The 16,104-nt window shown below is 47.7% G+C and carries 12 protein-coding genes; 10 read left to right on the top strand and 2 right to left on the bottom strand.

What is annotated here, in order from left to right:
• The first annotated feature begins 86 nt into the window (after window positions 1-86).
• From V6669_RS22680 to V6669_RS22665, 4 genes are all read left to right on the top strand, one after another.
• Entirely contained in the window at window positions 87-1,583 is a 1,497-nt protein-coding gene (locus V6669_RS22680) for a glycoside hydrolase (RefSeq protein ID WP_338588186.1), read from the top strand.
• Between the two features lie 531 nt (window positions 1,584-2,114).
• Window positions 2,115-5,150: a beta-galactosidase gene (locus tag V6669_RS22675; RefSeq protein WP_338588185.1), complete on the top strand. Its 3,036-nt coding sequence runs from the start codon at window positions 2,115-2,117 to the stop codon at window positions 5,148-5,150.
• A gap of 492 nt (window positions 5,151-5,642) precedes the next feature.
• A complete protein-coding gene (locus tag V6669_RS22670) occupies window positions 5,643-6,989 on the top strand; it encodes a glycoside hydrolase family 43 protein (protein ID WP_338588184.1) in 1,347 nt (448 codons plus the stop codon).
• A 199-nt stretch (window positions 6,990-7,188) separates the two neighbouring features.
• Window positions 7,189-9,033, top strand: a complete 1,845-nt coding sequence (locus V6669_RS22665) for an RICIN domain-containing protein (RefSeq protein ID WP_338588182.1) — start codon at window positions 7,189-7,191, stop codon at window positions 9,031-9,033.
• 118 nt (window positions 9,034-9,151) lie between these two features.
• On the opposite strand, the gene solA is transcribed toward V6669_RS22665, so the two are convergent.
• Window positions 9,152-10,285 carry an N-methyl-L-tryptophan oxidase gene (solA, locus tag V6669_RS22660; RefSeq protein WP_338595016.1) on the bottom strand — a complete coding sequence of 378 codons (1,134 nt, stop codon included), beginning with the start codon at window positions 10,283-10,285 and terminating at the stop codon, window positions 9,152-9,154.
• Between the two features lie 132 nt (window positions 10,286-10,417).
• On the opposite strand from solA, the gene V6669_RS22655 reads away from it, so the two are divergent.
• The 6 genes from V6669_RS22655 to V6669_RS22630 all read left to right on the top strand — a co-directional run bounded on the left by V6669_RS22655 (window position 10,418) and on the right by V6669_RS22630 (window position 15,044).
• Window positions 10,418-10,975, top strand: coding sequence for a GNAT family protein (locus tag V6669_RS22655; RefSeq protein ID WP_338588181.1), 558 nt, complete (start codon window positions 10,418-10,420; stop codon window positions 10,973-10,975).
• Between the two features lie 99 nt (window positions 10,976-11,074).
• Complete coding sequence (locus V6669_RS22650; RefSeq protein ID WP_338588180.1) at window positions 11,075-11,830, top strand: exodeoxyribonuclease III; 756 nt, start codon at window positions 11,075-11,077, stop codon at window positions 11,828-11,830.
• A 233-nt stretch (window positions 11,831-12,063) separates the two neighbouring features.
• Window positions 12,064-13,047, top strand: a complete 984-nt coding sequence (locus tag V6669_RS22645) for an alpha/beta hydrolase (protein WP_338588178.1) — start codon at window positions 12,064-12,066, stop codon at window positions 13,045-13,047.
• Window positions 13,048-13,097: 50 nt separating this feature from the next.
• The gene (locus tag V6669_RS22640; RefSeq protein ID WP_165980244.1) at window positions 13,098-13,244 is read left to right on the top strand and encodes a hypothetical protein; all 147 of its coding nucleotides are present in this window, start codon (window positions 13,098-13,100) and stop codon (window positions 13,242-13,244) included.
• A 32-nt stretch (window positions 13,245-13,276) separates the two neighbouring features.
• On the top strand, window positions 13,277-13,861 hold the full coding sequence (locus V6669_RS22635; protein ID WP_338588177.1) for a hypothetical protein: 585 nt from the start codon (window positions 13,277-13,279) through the stop codon (window positions 13,859-13,861).
• 199 nt (window positions 13,862-14,060) lie between these two features.
• The gene (locus V6669_RS22630; protein WP_074096058.1) at window positions 14,061-15,044 is read left to right on the top strand and encodes a diaminopimelate dehydrogenase; all 984 of its coding nucleotides are present in this window, start codon (window positions 14,061-14,063) and stop codon (window positions 15,042-15,044) included.
• A gap of 159 nt (window positions 15,045-15,203) precedes the next feature.
• Here the strand turns inward: V6669_RS22630 and V6669_RS22625 are convergent, their stop codons facing one another.
• The gene (locus V6669_RS22625) at window positions 15,204-16,058 is read right to left on the bottom strand and encodes a pentapeptide repeat-containing protein (RefSeq protein WP_338588176.1); all 855 of its coding nucleotides are present in this window, start codon (window positions 16,056-16,058) and stop codon (window positions 15,204-15,206) included.
• Window positions 16,059-16,104: the final 46 nt, after the last annotated feature.

Below are 16,104 nucleotides of genomic sequence, written 5' to 3'. Positions count from 1 at the left end.
GGTATCTGTAGTTTGTGTATGTACTGAACCTGACGTTGAAGGTCAACGAAGTAATTACCGTACATGGAGAAGGGATTGTATAGCCCATGGCGCATAAAGAACAACGCAGCAGGAGCAAACGGAACTATATCCTCATGGGTGTAGCCCTGATTGCCCTGCTGGCAGGAGGAGGAATTGTTATCAATCATTTTGCCAATGAATCATCCAAAACACTTGTTTTTCAAGAGGAACCGGTACGTCTGAAGCTGGATCAGTCCTATGATCATTTTGAAGGCTGGGGCACGTCACTTGCCTGGTGGGCCAACGATCTTGGCGGATGGAAGGATCAGGCGAAGGTGAGTGAAGTGATGGATCTGGTCTTTGATCCGGAGAAAGGATTAGGTCTGAACATCGTTCGTTACAATATTGGCGGAGAGGAGAATCCGGAGATGAAAGCCCTCCGTCCCGGCGGGGATGTACCTGGCTTCCAGCCTGAACCTGGAGAGTGGGACTGGGAGGCTGATGCAGGTCAGCGTGCTGTATTACAGGGCTCGATGGAGCGCGGTGTGAACATTGCCGAAGCATTCTCCAATTCACCACCTTACTGGATGACGATCAGTGGATCGGTTACCGGAGCCGTGGATGGCAGCAATAACCTGCGTGACGACCAGTATGATGCGTTTGCCGATTATCTGACTGAAGTCGTGAAGCATTATCGGGATGAGTGGGGGATCACCTTCCGCACACTGAATCCACTTAATGAACCTTCCTCCGATTGGTGGAAGAAGGGCAATATGCAGGAAGGCAGTCATTTTACCAATGAGAAACAGGCCGAGATTATCAAGAAAGTTGCTGCATTGTTGAAGAGCAAAGGATTGGATGGAACTGTCATTAGTGCCGCAGACGATAACAGCATTGATGAGACGGTGTTTAATTTCAACCTTTATGATCAGGACACGCTGGACGTAATCCAGCAGATCAATACCCACTCCTATAATGGTAGCAAAATGGAAGAGCTGCGCACATTGGCAGAACGCCATGGCAAGAAGCTGTGGATGTCCGAGTACGGAACAGGCGGCAGCGAGCCGCACAGTCATGAGGATATGACCTCGGTACAAGAACTGGCAGAGCGGATCATGTTTGATCTGAAAATCATGCAGCCATCCGCCTGGGTATACTGGCAGGCCGTTGAAGATGAAGGCGCCAATAATAACTGGGGCTTCATTCATGCCAACTTTAACGGAGAAGAGCAGTATGAGATGACCAAACAGTATTATGGCATGGCCCAGTTCACAAAGTTCATTCGTCCCGGCGCGACGATTATTCCAACCGATGGTGGACGCACACTGGCGGCTTATGACGCGGAACGTCAGAGACTGGTGCTGGTGATTCGTAATGAATTGTCAGCGGGAACAACGGCGTTTGAACTGGAAGGGTACACGTATGGAAAATCAGCCACTGCGCAGGTGTATCAGACGTCACCGGACCGAAACATGGAACAGCTTGAAGACATTCCGGTGTATGCCAACGGACTTGAAGTGCCTACGGCCGACAATTCCATCACAACGGTTGTACTGGAAGGCGTGACGTTGCAGGCGAACTGATAATAACACTCGGAAGGTTATTAGGTCATCTGAGTGCTGGTGTAAATATGAACAATATCATTTTGAACTAATCATTTACACAGAAACGAAGAGGACAGAAATAACTTGAAGAAGCGGAGCGTGCGCCTTTATCCCTGGATTTTCTCATTGAAAAGGAATTCATAAAATCTGGGGATAACAGCGATCGGAAAGTTGTTCTGTAATCGTAGTACCCGTGCAAATCGCTTTTAGTTTAACGGATATGGTTCCCTTAAATGAATTACAGGACATATGAACCTATATAAATTGAACTAAACATTTACACCGAACGGAGAGGACAGAAAGGACCTGAAGAAGCGGAGCGTGCGCCTACAAGCTTTCTGCAAGAAAGCTACATCGAAAGCATACGCTATCACCAGATTTTCCCATTGAGAAAAGGGAATCAAAAAATCTGGGGATAACAGCGATCGGAAGGTTGTTCTGTCATCGAAGTGTGCAGTGTAAATAATCTTTAGTTCAATTTATATAAATAAAGAGAAGGAGGGGATAACTTTGACAGAAAAAGCATCCCTTTTGCTGCAGGAATTGGAGAAGAATACCTCCAGGGCTGAGAATGGTGTTCTATCTGAATTAACATACGATGCACGCAGCTTTTTCCTAAATGGAGAGCGTGTATTTCTGAACAGTGCAACGATTCATTATTTCCGTATGCCAAAGGAGGAATGGCGTGAGGTTCTGCTGAAGGCGAAGCTGGCAGGTATGAACTGCATCGACACTTACTTTGCGTGGAATGTGCATGAACTGGAAGAAGGACAGTGGTCTTTTGAAGGGGACAACGATTGCGGCGCGTTTCTGGATTTGTGCGCAGAACTGGGCATGTGGGTCATCGCGCGTCCAGGTCCGTTTATCTGTGCAGAATGGGATTTTGGCGGGTTTCCATATTGGCTAGGTACGAAGGACGGCGTGAAATTCAGGGAAAATAATGAGACGTATCTGCACTATGTGAATTTGTATTTTGACAGCATTGTGCCCATTATTCGGGAGCGCCAGTTATCAGCCGGGGGCACGGTCATTCTCGTTCAGGTGGAGAATGAATACGGGTATCTGATGGATGACGCAGCTGCAAGTGAGCATATGAACACACTGAGAGATGGATTGTTGCATCGTGGCATTGACTCTACCCTAATCACTTGCGTTGGCGGGGCGGAAGGTACGATTGAAGGGGCTAATTTCTGGTCAGGTGCTGACGGGCATTATGAGAAACTTCGAGTTAAACAGCCGGACACCCCGAAGATGGTTACGGAATTCTGGACCGGATGGTTCGAGAATTGGGGAGGGCCTTCGGCTATTCAGAAGACGGCGCCTTTGCTGGAGAGACGTATCATGGAGATTCTGCGTGCCGGGTATACCGGAATCAGCCATTACATGTTCTACGGCGGTACAAATTTTGGTGGATATGGCGGCAGAACGATGGGTAGCAGTGACATCTTCATGATTACGTCCTATGACTATGATGCACCGCTGAACGAATTTGGACGGGTGACATCGAAATATGCGGTGACCAAGAATCTGTCTTATTTCGTCCATGCTTTCGGGGCCCTTCTGATGGAAACAGAGGAAATTCCAGAAGAACAGATCGTTGTACGTCATTCTGAAGGCATATCTGTACGAGGCAGACAGGCTAACAACCAGAAGATTTGGTTCCTGGAGAGTCACAAGGATGAACGGGAGACCATGCACATTACGCTGGAGGAAGGCCGTACTCTTCCCGTATCGCTGAATCCAGGACAGATTGTTCCGTTGCTGGATCGAGTACAGATTGCTGAACACGTATACCTGACTGCGGGTACGATGATTACGGGCAATGAAATGATAAACGGAGAATTGAACCTGTTCATCGTGGCCGCTGCCGGGCAGCGTTCTGTTGTTGAACTGGAAGCCGGGGCACTAAACGTCACGGGCAGTACGGTGCAAGTGCTGGTTGAACATGATTCAGCAAGGAACGTATACCGCTTCGATCTGTTCCATTTCCAAGAGCCTGGAATGATCCAATTGGAAGCAAACGGCACGCCAATCCGTTTCGTCATTCTGGATCAAGAGATGATGAATCGAACATGGCGATTGGAAGCAACAGATCAGAAGGGACTACGTTATGTGATCGGGTTTGATGACGTGGACGTGTTACCATCTGGTCAGGTCAAGGGCATGATCACTGATCGGGATCGCACGATTATGCTGCTTGGTGACTGGACCGATGGTGAACGGACGTTAACAGGTCACGAGTTCTTAGCCGGCGGGGAATCTATTGCAGGTATACAGCAGCAGCTTCCATGGACATCGCCGAGTGCGCCGACGTTGTCTGATTCTCCTGAGCTGTCACGTATTACGTTAACTGCGAAGCAACGCTCGGCGAGTGGACAACCGGAAGACTTCTCCCGGTATGGACAAGATTTTGGTTATCTATTGTACGAATGCGATTTCGAAAGTCCAACCGAAGGAATTACGAGTCTCATTTTGCCGGATATCCAGGATACCGCCAGAATCATCGTTAATGGTGTTCAGCAGGCATTAGTGCGTCAGGTAGGGGCAGCAGGTGTGGAGTTGCACATGGCCAAAGGAAAGAATACACTTCAGATTCTGGTGCAGCATATGGGCAGATTGAACTTCTCCCCGTATCTGGGTGAGAGCAAAGGTCTGGCTGGTGCTGTGTATCTGAATGGCCAAGTTCAGGATATTCGTCGGGATTGGCATATGGAGAGTGGACTTGTGCATCTCGATGAGGTTAACGCTATACATGGGGCGCCACGTATCAGCAGGAGCTTTAAGCTGGATGGCATGGATCGCGCGATTCTTGTGGGTGCCTTGAGCAAAGGTCTTTGTATCAATGGCATCGAAGTTCCGATGGAGGGATATCAGGATTGGTTTGCCTTCCAGACGTTAGACATATCTCTGTATATCAAGCCCGGAGAGACGAATACACTGGAAATGCCGTATAGCCGTTCATCGCTGAATCGACTGGAACTGATAACTTATCCAAGTCAGGGCGAACTGAAGGATTGGCGTATGGCAGGGACGGATGCATTGCTTCCCCAACAATGGGAGAGATACGAGGTAGAACAGGAAGCGCTCCATCCTGGACAGGGATCAATCCAGCGTGCAGGACAGCCTGGTATCGCCTCAGGTGGCAATTGTACTGCCAATCTGGTGACCGTTACCTCGGACGATGGGATCTCAAGTGTTATGGTGAGCGAGAAGGCTCACTCTACATCTGGTACCCTCCTAGCACAAGACTCGTACGGTCAGCCCGTTTGGTACCGCTGGCGTTTCACCAAGCCTACCCTTTCCGAGCATCATAAGGTAAACTTGATGCTTCGCCTGACCGGGATGAGCAAAGGAACCATTCACCTGAACGGACATCATCTGGGTCGTTACTGGCAGATTGGTCCGCAAGAGGATTACAAGATCCCGGTAGCCTGGCTACAGGAAGAGAATGAATTACTTTTGTTCGATGAAGAAGGTAAAACACCAGAACGTGTACGTTTTCTTTTAGATGGGCCATCCCGTTATCCATGGGTTGTGGTGAAGTAGCTCATGTATTGATCTTTAGCTGTCTTATTGATTTAGAGATGCAAGGGAGCGATGACTGGAACGAGATCGTTCGAGTTTGAAGCAGCCTTTTATAGTAATGGACCAGGATTAGAAAATAGCATCACATAACGCAAAAGTTTATTTTTACCGCAGTTTTACCCCCTCATTTTCTTAGCCCAATTGACCTGGGTTTGTGAATCTTCGGATTCGGTCTTGGGAGTGAGTTCGGCTAAGGGGATGGGGAACTGTGGTAACCAGGTTTGTAAATAAGCATAGGGAACATTTGTAGCATCATTATTTGTAATCGTTTACATAAAAATGATTGTTCATCCATGATCTGTGAAGGGAGTGATGCTTCATGTAATTGGAATTTGAACAGGTAGTCGTAAGGTGTGTTTATAGAGGTTGACTCCAAGATAACGTGTATTCTGCCATAGGGTATGTTAAGTCTAATTAATTATTCCATTTAATCATGGATAAGGAGATGACCCAATGTTGACGAAGAAGGAAGAGGGGATAGGAATAGGAGTAGAAAAGTCCAGCGGTTTCAAGGCCGGAATGATCCTGCTGCTCGGAACATTGCTTCTATTAACGATGTTATTCCCCAATACAGCCAGAGCAGCGACAAGTGTTTATACGATATCCGCCTTTACGAACACAAGTGAGTCCAATATGTATATCTATGAATCGTATAATGCGACCCACTATGGTTTGCTGAAAGGGCCAGCCTATACACCTCCGGCCAATCTGATTCGCGATCCCAGCATCATGAAGCACACAGATGGTCTATATTACGTCGTCTACACCACGAACTGGTCGGGTAACACCATCGGCATCGCCTCCAGCCCGGATAAGGTAAACTGGACATTTGTCCGTAATATTACTTTATCCACACCTACCACAATTGCACACACTTGGGCACCAGAATGGTTCAAAGACAGCAACGGCAGTCTGAACATTATCGTGTCCCTCTCACCAGGCAACTATGAGAATTTCAAACCTTATGTACTCACAGCTTCAGGTAGCAATCTAACATCTACCTCATGGTCTGCCCCTACTGAACTGGCGGGCATTGCTCCCAATTATATTGATACGTTTATCGTGAAGACAGGCTCAACCTATCATGCTTTTACCAAAAACGAGACCACCAAATACATTGAATATGCGACATCCACCTCGCTAACGGGTCCTTATACCTTTAAAGGCACAGGGGATTGGGCAGGTTGGGGATCTTGGGTGGAAGGTCCGGCGCTTGTTCAGCTGGATAATGGTTCATGGCGAATCTACTTTGACGGCTATGCGACACAAAAATATTATTACAGCGACTCTGCTGACAACTTCCAGACTTGGGGTGCCAAGCAAGAGATTGCAGGTCTTACCGGACTGGTCCGGCATATGACCGTATTGAAAGAGTCCGGACAACCGGGTGATATCCGCAAGCTGGAGTCCTTCAATGTACCTGGCAGCTTCATTCGTCACTACAACTATCAGGCACGGATTGATGCGAGTGTTAGTCCGGTGGAGGATGCACAGTTCCGGATCGTTCCCGGGCTGTCAAATGCAACAGGCATTTCGTTTGAGTCCATGAATTATCTGGGTTATTTCCTGCGCAATAATAATGGCAGCATCACACTTGTGAAAAATGACGGCAGCGCTACGTTCCGAAATGACGCCACGTTCAAACGTGTAAATGGACTTGCTAACGCCAGCTGGACATCGTATGCATCGTTTAGTAACCCGAACCTGTATCTGAGACATTACAATAATGTGCTGAAATTGGAAGCTGTCGTTACCGCAATAGATAAGTCAGACGCGACCTTCCGAGAGGTTGCACAATAATAGGTGTTTATTTTCTAAGTTAAACTATACATTTACACGATAACGGAGAGGTCAGAAATAACTTGAAGAAGCGAAGCGTGCGCGTTTATCCCCGGATTTTCCCCTTTTAGAGAATAATTAAAAAAATCTGGGGATAACAGCGATCGGAAAGTTGTTCTGACATCGGAGTGCAAGTGTAAAATGATAAGGAGTGAAGCGGATGAAGTGGTTAAAACGAATGAGCTCGCTGCTGCTGGCAGGAAGTCTGCTAACAAGCAGTTTAGGTCTGGGGACAGAGGTATCTGCTGCAGGAGCATACACGGCTGTTGCCGATCCATCGAAGCAATATCAGACGATGGAAGGATGGGGAACATCCCTCGCGTGGTGGGGCAAAGTGGTCGGAGAATATTCCAATCGGGATGAGTATGTGGAGAAAATGTTCAATGCAAATACCGGACTGGGACTGAACATCCTGCGGTACAACATTGGAGGCGGTGATAATCCATCATCCAATATCCTCGAATATCGCAAAGCCGTTCCTGGTTACCAGCCTTCTCCAGGCGTGTATGACTGGAATGCAGATGCAAACCAACGATATATGCTGCAAGCTGCCAAAGCGCAAGGTGTGAATGTTATCGAAGCTTTTGCGAATTCCGCACCATACTGGATGACGATCAGTGGTAATGTGTCCGGTTCGGCCAATGGTGGGAACAACCTCAAGCCGGATTACTACGATGATTTTGCTGATTACTTAACCGAGGTTGTGAAGCATTTTCGGGATAACTGGGGGATCACATTTGATAGTGTAACTCCACTGAATGAACCGATCTCGACGTGGTGGAAGCAGGGCAATGATCAGGAGGGCATGCACTTTGACCGGGCGGATCAGAACACCATTCTGAGTCAGCTACAAGCTTCGTTGAATGCGAAGGGCCTGTCCACGAAGCTGAGCGCACCGGAAGAATACAGTATCGATGATACCAATGTGTCGTTCAACAGCTACGGCAATGCAGTTAAATCAGCGATCACTCAGATCAACACCCATACGTATGGCGGAAGCAATCGTACTGCTTTGCGCAACACAGCAACGTCTGCGGGCAAACATCTGTGGACCTCGGAATATGGAGATGGGGATGCAAGCGGACTTACGATGTCACGTACCATCCTCAAGGATATTCGCAATATGGGCGCAAGTGGATGGGTGTATTGGCAAGCCGTGGATAGTGCAGAAGGATGGGGATTCTTCAAGAACGTGTTGAACAATACACAAACGACCAGTTACACCGTGAACCAAAAATATTATGTCATGGGCAACTACAGCAAATTTATTCGTCCCGGATACAAGATTATCGGCATGAGTGATGCCAATACCCTTGCAGCCTATGATGCAGCTTCCGGCAAAGTAGTGCTGGTTACAACCAATTCGGAATCGACGGATACAACGGTAACCTATGATCTCAGTCGTTTTACTAACACAGGTACGTCTGCTCAAGTATATCGGACCTCTTCAACAGAGAAGTTGCAGCAACTGACCAATATTTCGGTGCAAAATAAAACCTTTACCGCTACGGCCAAGGCTAACTCGGTCACAACTTACGTCATTTCCGGTGCAACTTACAATGGTGGTACAGGATATGAATCCGGGGCAATCTACAAATTAATCAACCGCAATAGTGGACTTGCACTTGATGTTAACGGTGCTTCTTCTACGGGTGGGGCAACGATCATTCAGTGGAATGATAATGGAGCAGCCAACCAGCAGTGGAAGCTGGAGTCGGCAGGTAACGGATATTACAACATTCGCAATGTAGGCAGTGGGCTTTTGCTGGATGTGAATTCGGGTTCCACACAAGGCGGAGCCGCTCTGATTCAGTGGCAGGATAACGGGGGCAACAATCAACAATGGCTGCCAATTGATGTGGGAGGATATGTGGTACTTGCGAATCGAAACAGTGGCCTGACGGTTGACATCAATCAAGGTTCTCTGACCGCAGGTGCCTCCACTATTCAGTGGGCCGACAATGGCGGGGCCAATCAGCAATGGAGCCTAGTCAAAGTTAATTAGTGTGAGTACGCATGAATTAAACGTTATTATGTGTCCTTTTTTCTTGGAGGTGCAGTGCTTTAAACAACACTGCACCCTCAAGGAAAGTTATACATATATTTATCCACCCAGCTGGTACTTAACGAAAACGGGATAGGGCGAACCTACTAATATCCTGATCCGTGTACCCCGTTTGCACCAAGTCGGATAGAATCTGCCCAATGGCACTTGCAAACTTGAAGCCGTGACCGGAGAAACCACCTGCCAGCCACACACGTTCATGGGCAGGGTGTCGGTCGATAATAAAATCTTCATCCGAAGTAAATTCATACTTGCACACACTACCACGTTTCAATTCCCCAGCTGCCTGAGGCATATGAAGTTCGAGCAGCCTGCGCAGATCCCCCTCGTCCGTTTCTTCCGTACCAAAAGGAGCCATTGTACTTCCTGGTGTCCACATTTGGCCCGTATCATGACGACCCATCTTCAGACCTGATCCGCCAATGCTTGGAAATCCATAATATGTACCTTCTTTTCCTGCCAGTGTAAAACCGGGGAAGTGTGCCTCGCCATACAAGGCTTCTGGTGCATCAAACCATCCAACCGTTTTACGCACTGCCTGAATTGGGAGATCCACAAAAGGTTTTAATGTCTGAAACCAGGCGCCAGCGCTCAGGATGATTTGATTTGCATGGTATGTCTCACCACCTGAAGTCTGAACTGCAACGGAATGGGGTCCGTATTCGATATGCTCCACAAGCGTGTGCGTTAACAAGGTGGCACCGTGAGTCTCGGCTGCTTTGCGGAAGGCACGAATACAGGGTTCACTATACAGATAACCCGCATCAGGCTCATACATGCCCTCGTAATGTTCAGGTATTGTAATACCTGGCCAGCGTTTCATCACCTCGGCTGCGTGCAACGTTTCATACCGAATACCTGCATCATCTGCATGGCTCAATCGGTTGTGGAAGGAATGAATCTCTGGATCAACCACATTTATTACACCGGAAGGAACAAACAGTTGGTCTCCGGTCGTTTCCTCCAGCTCGTGCCATAACTTCTGTGCAAGTAATGCCATGGCAATATAGTCAGGCCCACCACTGTACACATGGCGCATTAGTCTGCTATCCCCGTGATGACTTCCTTCCGTATGCGGAGGGTCAAAGGCATCAATTAATAAAGTTTTGCATCCACTGCGCGATAGATAATACCCAGCACTCATACCCATGGAGCCGGCTCCAACGATAATAACGTCATATGATTGTGTGATAATAGCACGTCCTTTCCTATGTACCCTTTTATACAGTAATGCCTTAATAGAACATATTAATAGTAAAAGCTTGATGAAGGCAAGTGTAGTAAAATGGACTTCTACAATAAATGTTGGTAAAGGAGACCAAGCATGAGTGAGCAATTTAGGTTTGATCTATTTCCATTAATTCAGACAGAACGATTCATCCTCCGGTCGGCAGAGGCTGGAGACAGCCATGATCTGTTGGAGTTATATTCCGACGAAGCTGTGGTTCAATATATGCCATTCACTCCCTTTGAATCCGTGGAGGATGCACAGGGTGAGATGAACTGGTATACGAAGATTTTCAAGGAACACACGGGTTTACGCTGGATGATTGAAGACCGTGAAACTCGTAAAGTGATCGGAACCTGCGGGTTCCTGAACTATGAAGATGTACATAACCGTGCAGAGATTGGATACGATTTGCGTTCCTCTTTCTGGGGCCGCGGTGTGATGACGGAAGTGGCACATGCTGTGTTACATTTTGGATTCACAAGCATGCAGCTTAACAAGATCGAAGCGAAGGTTGAACCGGAGAACGAGGCGTCAATTCGCCTATTACACAAGCTTGATTTTCAACAGGAAGGTGTACTGCGGCAGCATGAGTTCGAGAAAGGCAGATATATTGACCTTGCGGTGTTCTCCAAGTTACGAAGCGATATATAGGCATGCTAACCCTATAAGGATTCCAATGACTCCGAGCCGTAAGGCTTGTCCCTCTGAATGAGCCCATGCTATATTGGAGAGATGTGAGGAGATGAGGATATGAAGCTGGTGTCCTGGAATGTGAATGGCTTAAGGGCATGTGTGACCAAAGGATTTATGGATTATTATCAAGAGAGTCGGGCGGACATTTTCTGCCTTCAGGAGACCAAATTGCAAGCCGGACAGATTGAGATGGACCTGGGGGAAGATGTTTATCAATATTGGAATTATGCGATCAAAAAAGGATATTCCGGTACGGCTGTATTTAGCCGAATCAAGCCTATATCCGTTCGTTACGGGATGGAGGAGGACAGCGAGCCGGAAGGACGGATGATTACACTGGAGTATGATGAGTTTTATCTGGTGAACGTCTATACCCCTAACGCGAAGCGGGATCTGACCCGGCTGCCTTATCGTCTGGAATGGGAGGATCGATTCCGGGGGTACATTCTGCAATTGGAGCAGACTAAGCCGGTTATCGTCTGTGGTGACCTGAATGTGGCTCATCAGGAGATTGATCTGAAGAATCCGAAGCCCAATCTGGGTAACTCGGGATTTACCCTTGAAGAGCGTGGCAAGATGACCGATTTGCTTGCTTCTGGTTATGTGGACAGCTTCCGCCATCTTTACCCGGATCGTACGGATGTGTACAGCTGGTGGTCTTATATGCCGAAAGTCAGAGAACGGAATGTGGGCTGGCGCATTGATTATTTTCTGGTATCCAATCAATTGGCACCTAAGGTGGCAGATGCGCATATCGACTGCCATGTGATGGGCAGTGATCATTGCCCGGTGGGTCTTACTTTGCAACTATAGGTAAAAGGATCATCGTGAGATAGATTGAGGTAAGAGTTTTAGAATACAAGTATAGATGAACTGCAAGTTTCCTGAATGGGAGATTTGCAGTTTTTTTGCGTCACAGGTAGGGGAGGGACACTGGACTTTGGTTGGGGAAAGAACTGGACTCGGGATTGTTTCAATCCCGCTATTTCTTGGGTACGATTGAAGCATACATATATAGATGAACCTTTGGATAAGGGGTAGAGAAGATGAAGAAGGGGTTACGGAGAGGGTTAAAAGTGCTGGGAGGCATCATGCTTGCCACAGGACTTTTGCTGCTGGCAGGTACAGCGTATGAAGCGTATCAATCCACGCAGGATATGAAGTCCTATCCCCCGCCAGGCAAGTATTATGAAGTGAGTGGTCGCAACATGCACCTCTACACCGCTGGCAAAGGAGAGGTAACCGTGGTGTTTGCCTCAGGCTGGGGTACACCTAATCCGTATGTGGATTTCAGTCCGCTATATGACAAGTTGAAATCACAGGTAAAAATTGCGGTATATGATCGGTTCGGGTACGGATACAGCGACTATACGGATGAACCTCGTGATGTTGATACCATCTCGGAAGAGATCCACCAATTGCTGCGAACATCCGGTCAACGTCCACCTTACATTATGGTCGGTCACTCCCTAGGTTCGCTGGAGACACTGCGGTTTGCGCAAAGGTATCCTGATGAGGTGGCTGGCATGGTCATGATTGATGGCGGAAGCCCAGAGTATTACAGTCGTACGGACCTGAATATACCGGAATGGATGATGGATTGGTCCCGTTTTCTTGTGAAAACAGGCATCGCACGAACATTGCTGCAATCGGATCGCATGATGGCATCTCTGGTCATTGACCCAAATCTAGTAACGGAACCGATGAAAAAAGCCGTCACGATATCCACGCTGAGACATGCGTACAATGACAATGTCATGGAAGAGGTTCGGAATTCCAGAACAAATGCTGCGTGTGTGCTTGAGAACAAAACAAAGTTTGATTTTCCCCTGACGATCCTGACAGCGGGTTCGGAGGAGTCGGATGAGGACAGCCAGGCATGGCAGGCCGATCAAGCGGGTTTTGCTTCATGGTCAACACACGGAACACAGCTGACGGTTCCACAAGCGACACACAGTATCCACAACAGTCAACCGGATATTGTCGCTGCTGGGATCATGAAATTAGTGACACCGTCCAGTGACCTATGAGTAACATGATTCCACAAACACAGGATGAACAGGATGAGGAGGAGGGATGGATGAAAAAGTTTAGAGTGATCACCCGCTTCCTATCCATTCTCGTAGCCAGTTGTCTATTGTCTTTAAGTGTATTATCTGTATCTGTGATATGGGTTAAGAATAATGTTCATGCGGTACCTGTAATCCAGTCGTTTGAACGTGATTAGCACATAAAATGAAGAAGAAGGAGTGGTAACGGATGGTGAAGAGAAGGAAATATGTATTGGCTTGTGCGGCACTGGCGATGATGGTGGCCTTGAGTGCTTGCAGCAGCGCGGCAGACGAACCGAGTGATACTGAGAAGGTGGACACTGAGGTTTCCTCCGGAACTGGTGAACAAGCGACGGATGAAGGTGCAAGTGAAGCAACAACAAGTGCAGTGACCGAAACGGAGGGTACTACTGCACCAACCGACTCGGACTCGGTTAGTAGTGAGGAAGCCGCTGCTGGAACCAATGAGTTGCCAGAGAACTTGCCAAGTGATTTCCCATTGCCGGAAGATGCAACGATTCGTTTAGCCAATTCGGGTGAGAACGAAGGCAAGCAATCGGCCATGGTGATTTTCTCCACTGAACAAGATATGAAAACCGTATCCCAGCTGTATAAAGATTACTTCAACGCCAAAAAGTTGACGGATGCAGGTCAGACGATCGATGACAAAAATATTATTATTCAGGGAACTGACCCGGAAACACAGGATGTCTGGTCCTTGATTGGAGGAACATTGGCAGGGCAGGAAGGCGTCATTGAACTGACGTTGACCTGGACAGAAGCAGAAGCATAAGATATTGGCTATTGTTCTTTTCTGCTTTCTTTCTTCCTGAAATAACGAATGAACGTCAAAATACCTTGCATACGGAGCCGCATTATTGCTGCACCGCTGCAAGGTATTTTTATTTCGAACTGGAAACCTGACAGGTTACATGGTATGTTATATCATTATAATAGAGTAATAGACAACTATAGAAGAAGACAGGAGAGGATTGAACATGATTAGAGTGGGTATTGTTGGTTACGGTAACTTGGGTAAAGGTGTAGAGAAAGCCATTTCCCAGAACGAGGATCTGGAACTGATTGCTGTGTTTACACGTCGTAATCCGGAGCAGATGGTTGCTGAAAGCACAGAAGTACGTTTTGAGCATATCTCTGCAGCGGAGCAATACATAGGCAAGATTGATGTTATGATCCTCTGTGGTGGTTCTGCAACCGACCTCCCAGAGCAAACACCAGCCATCGCCAAGTTGTTCAATACGGTAGATAGCTTCGATACACATGCGAAGATTCCTGAATTCTACAAAGAAGTTAATGCTGCGGCAGAGCAAGGCGGTCACGTAAGTGTCATTTCCACAGGTTGGGACCCAGGCTTGTTCTCCATGAACCGTCTGCTTGCACAATCCATCCTGCCAGAAGGAAAAGAGTATACGTTCTGGGGCAAAGGTGTGAGCCAAGGCCACTCGGATGCTATTCGTCGTGTTCCAGGCGTTAAAGCGGGTGTGCAGTATACGGTACCTGTCGAAGAGGTTATCAATCGCATTCGTGCAGGGGAAACACCAGAGCTGTCTACACGCGAGAAACATCTGCGTCAATGTTATGTGGTAGCAGAAGATGGTGCTAATCAGGATGAGATCCGTGAAACGATTGTATCGATGCCTAACTACTTTGCAGATTACGATACAACTGTAACGTTCATTAGCGAAGAAGAATTGAAATCCGAGCATGAAGGTATGCCGCATGGTGGATTTGTTATTCGCAGTGGGGTTACGGGTGCAGGTCAAAAGCAAATTATTGAATTTGGTCTGAAACTCGACAGCAATCCTGAATTTACAGCGAGCGTACTTGTGGCGTATGCAAGAGCCGCACAACGCTTGAGCGTGGAAGGACATAAGGGAGCAAAAACGGTATTTGATATTCCGCTCGGTCACTTGTCTCCGAAATCGGCTGAAGATCTTCGCCGCGACTTGTTATAATTCTGATTTGTTCCAGTGATTTGTATAACAAACAGCTCGTCCTTGGATATATAGGACGAGCTGTTTTTTACTGTTGCTGTATACGATTCATACATTCATATGAATTGGCAGGTACTATCTTGCTTGTATCCCTGCTCGTGCTCTTGTGGAAATGGCACCCTACACCCAGTGTGAGGGAATGTTAAGATGATCCGGCAACTTGGTATTCACATTACCTTTGGCCGCATTAATCTGGGATTGCGTGAGGAAGATGCCACCTCTCAGGTCTGCATCGCCCAGATCCGTATCCCGCAAGTCCGCGCCAATCCAATCGGCATTTCGTGTATCTGCATTTCGGAGATCGGCTGCGATCATTAAAGCCCCTCGGAAGCTTGCGCCCCGCAGGTCAGCCCCTTTTAAATTGGCACCAAAAAAGTCACTTCCGGTACGTTTTTTACTCTTCTTCGACTTCCCTTGTCCATGAGCAGTGGGTGACACATTCGCGCGTACCATCTCACTTGCCTGGACCAAGAGTTGATTCACACTGGACCGATAATTGGCGATGTCCAGACGGAGGAGTGCCGCAGGCTCCAGATTGCTCAAGCGCTCAATCTCCTCATATAACTCACCAAATGCCGAGTGAAGGGATGACGTCTCCGGTCTCATCATCATTTCCTTCATATAACTGAGCAACTCGTGAAGTTGTCGCAAGGCAGGCAGACAATCGAACATCTCGTTTGCAGACTCTGGATGATCACGCCAATCTTTGCCCGCGTAGGTCACTTGGGACAGCTTCTGTCCAGCTCCGAAACAGTCGTATACCGTGCAACCTTTGAACCCTTTCTGCCGAAGCTGGGTATGGATACCACAGCGATTGTCCGTGCGCAGATTGGGACAGGGTGTGCCGCTGGCTTTATCAAAAGCAAAGTCAGATGACTTGCCATAGGGCAAGGCAACACAGCACAGGCCAAAACATTGCTCACAGTCTGCGCTAAGATGAGGACTCGCAGTGCTGGCAAATGGTTGGTTAGACAATGTAAACACTTCCTTATAATAGTACAAATAGATGGAATTACGTCAG

It is taken from the genome of Paenibacillus sp. Y5S-9, assembly GCF_036894235.1.
Classification (GTDB): domain Bacteria; phylum Bacillota; class Bacilli; order Paenibacillales; family Paenibacillaceae; genus Paenibacillus.
The sequence above is the reverse complement of the archived record's forward strand: the minus strand, read 5'-3'. Positions and strand labels throughout refer to the sequence as shown.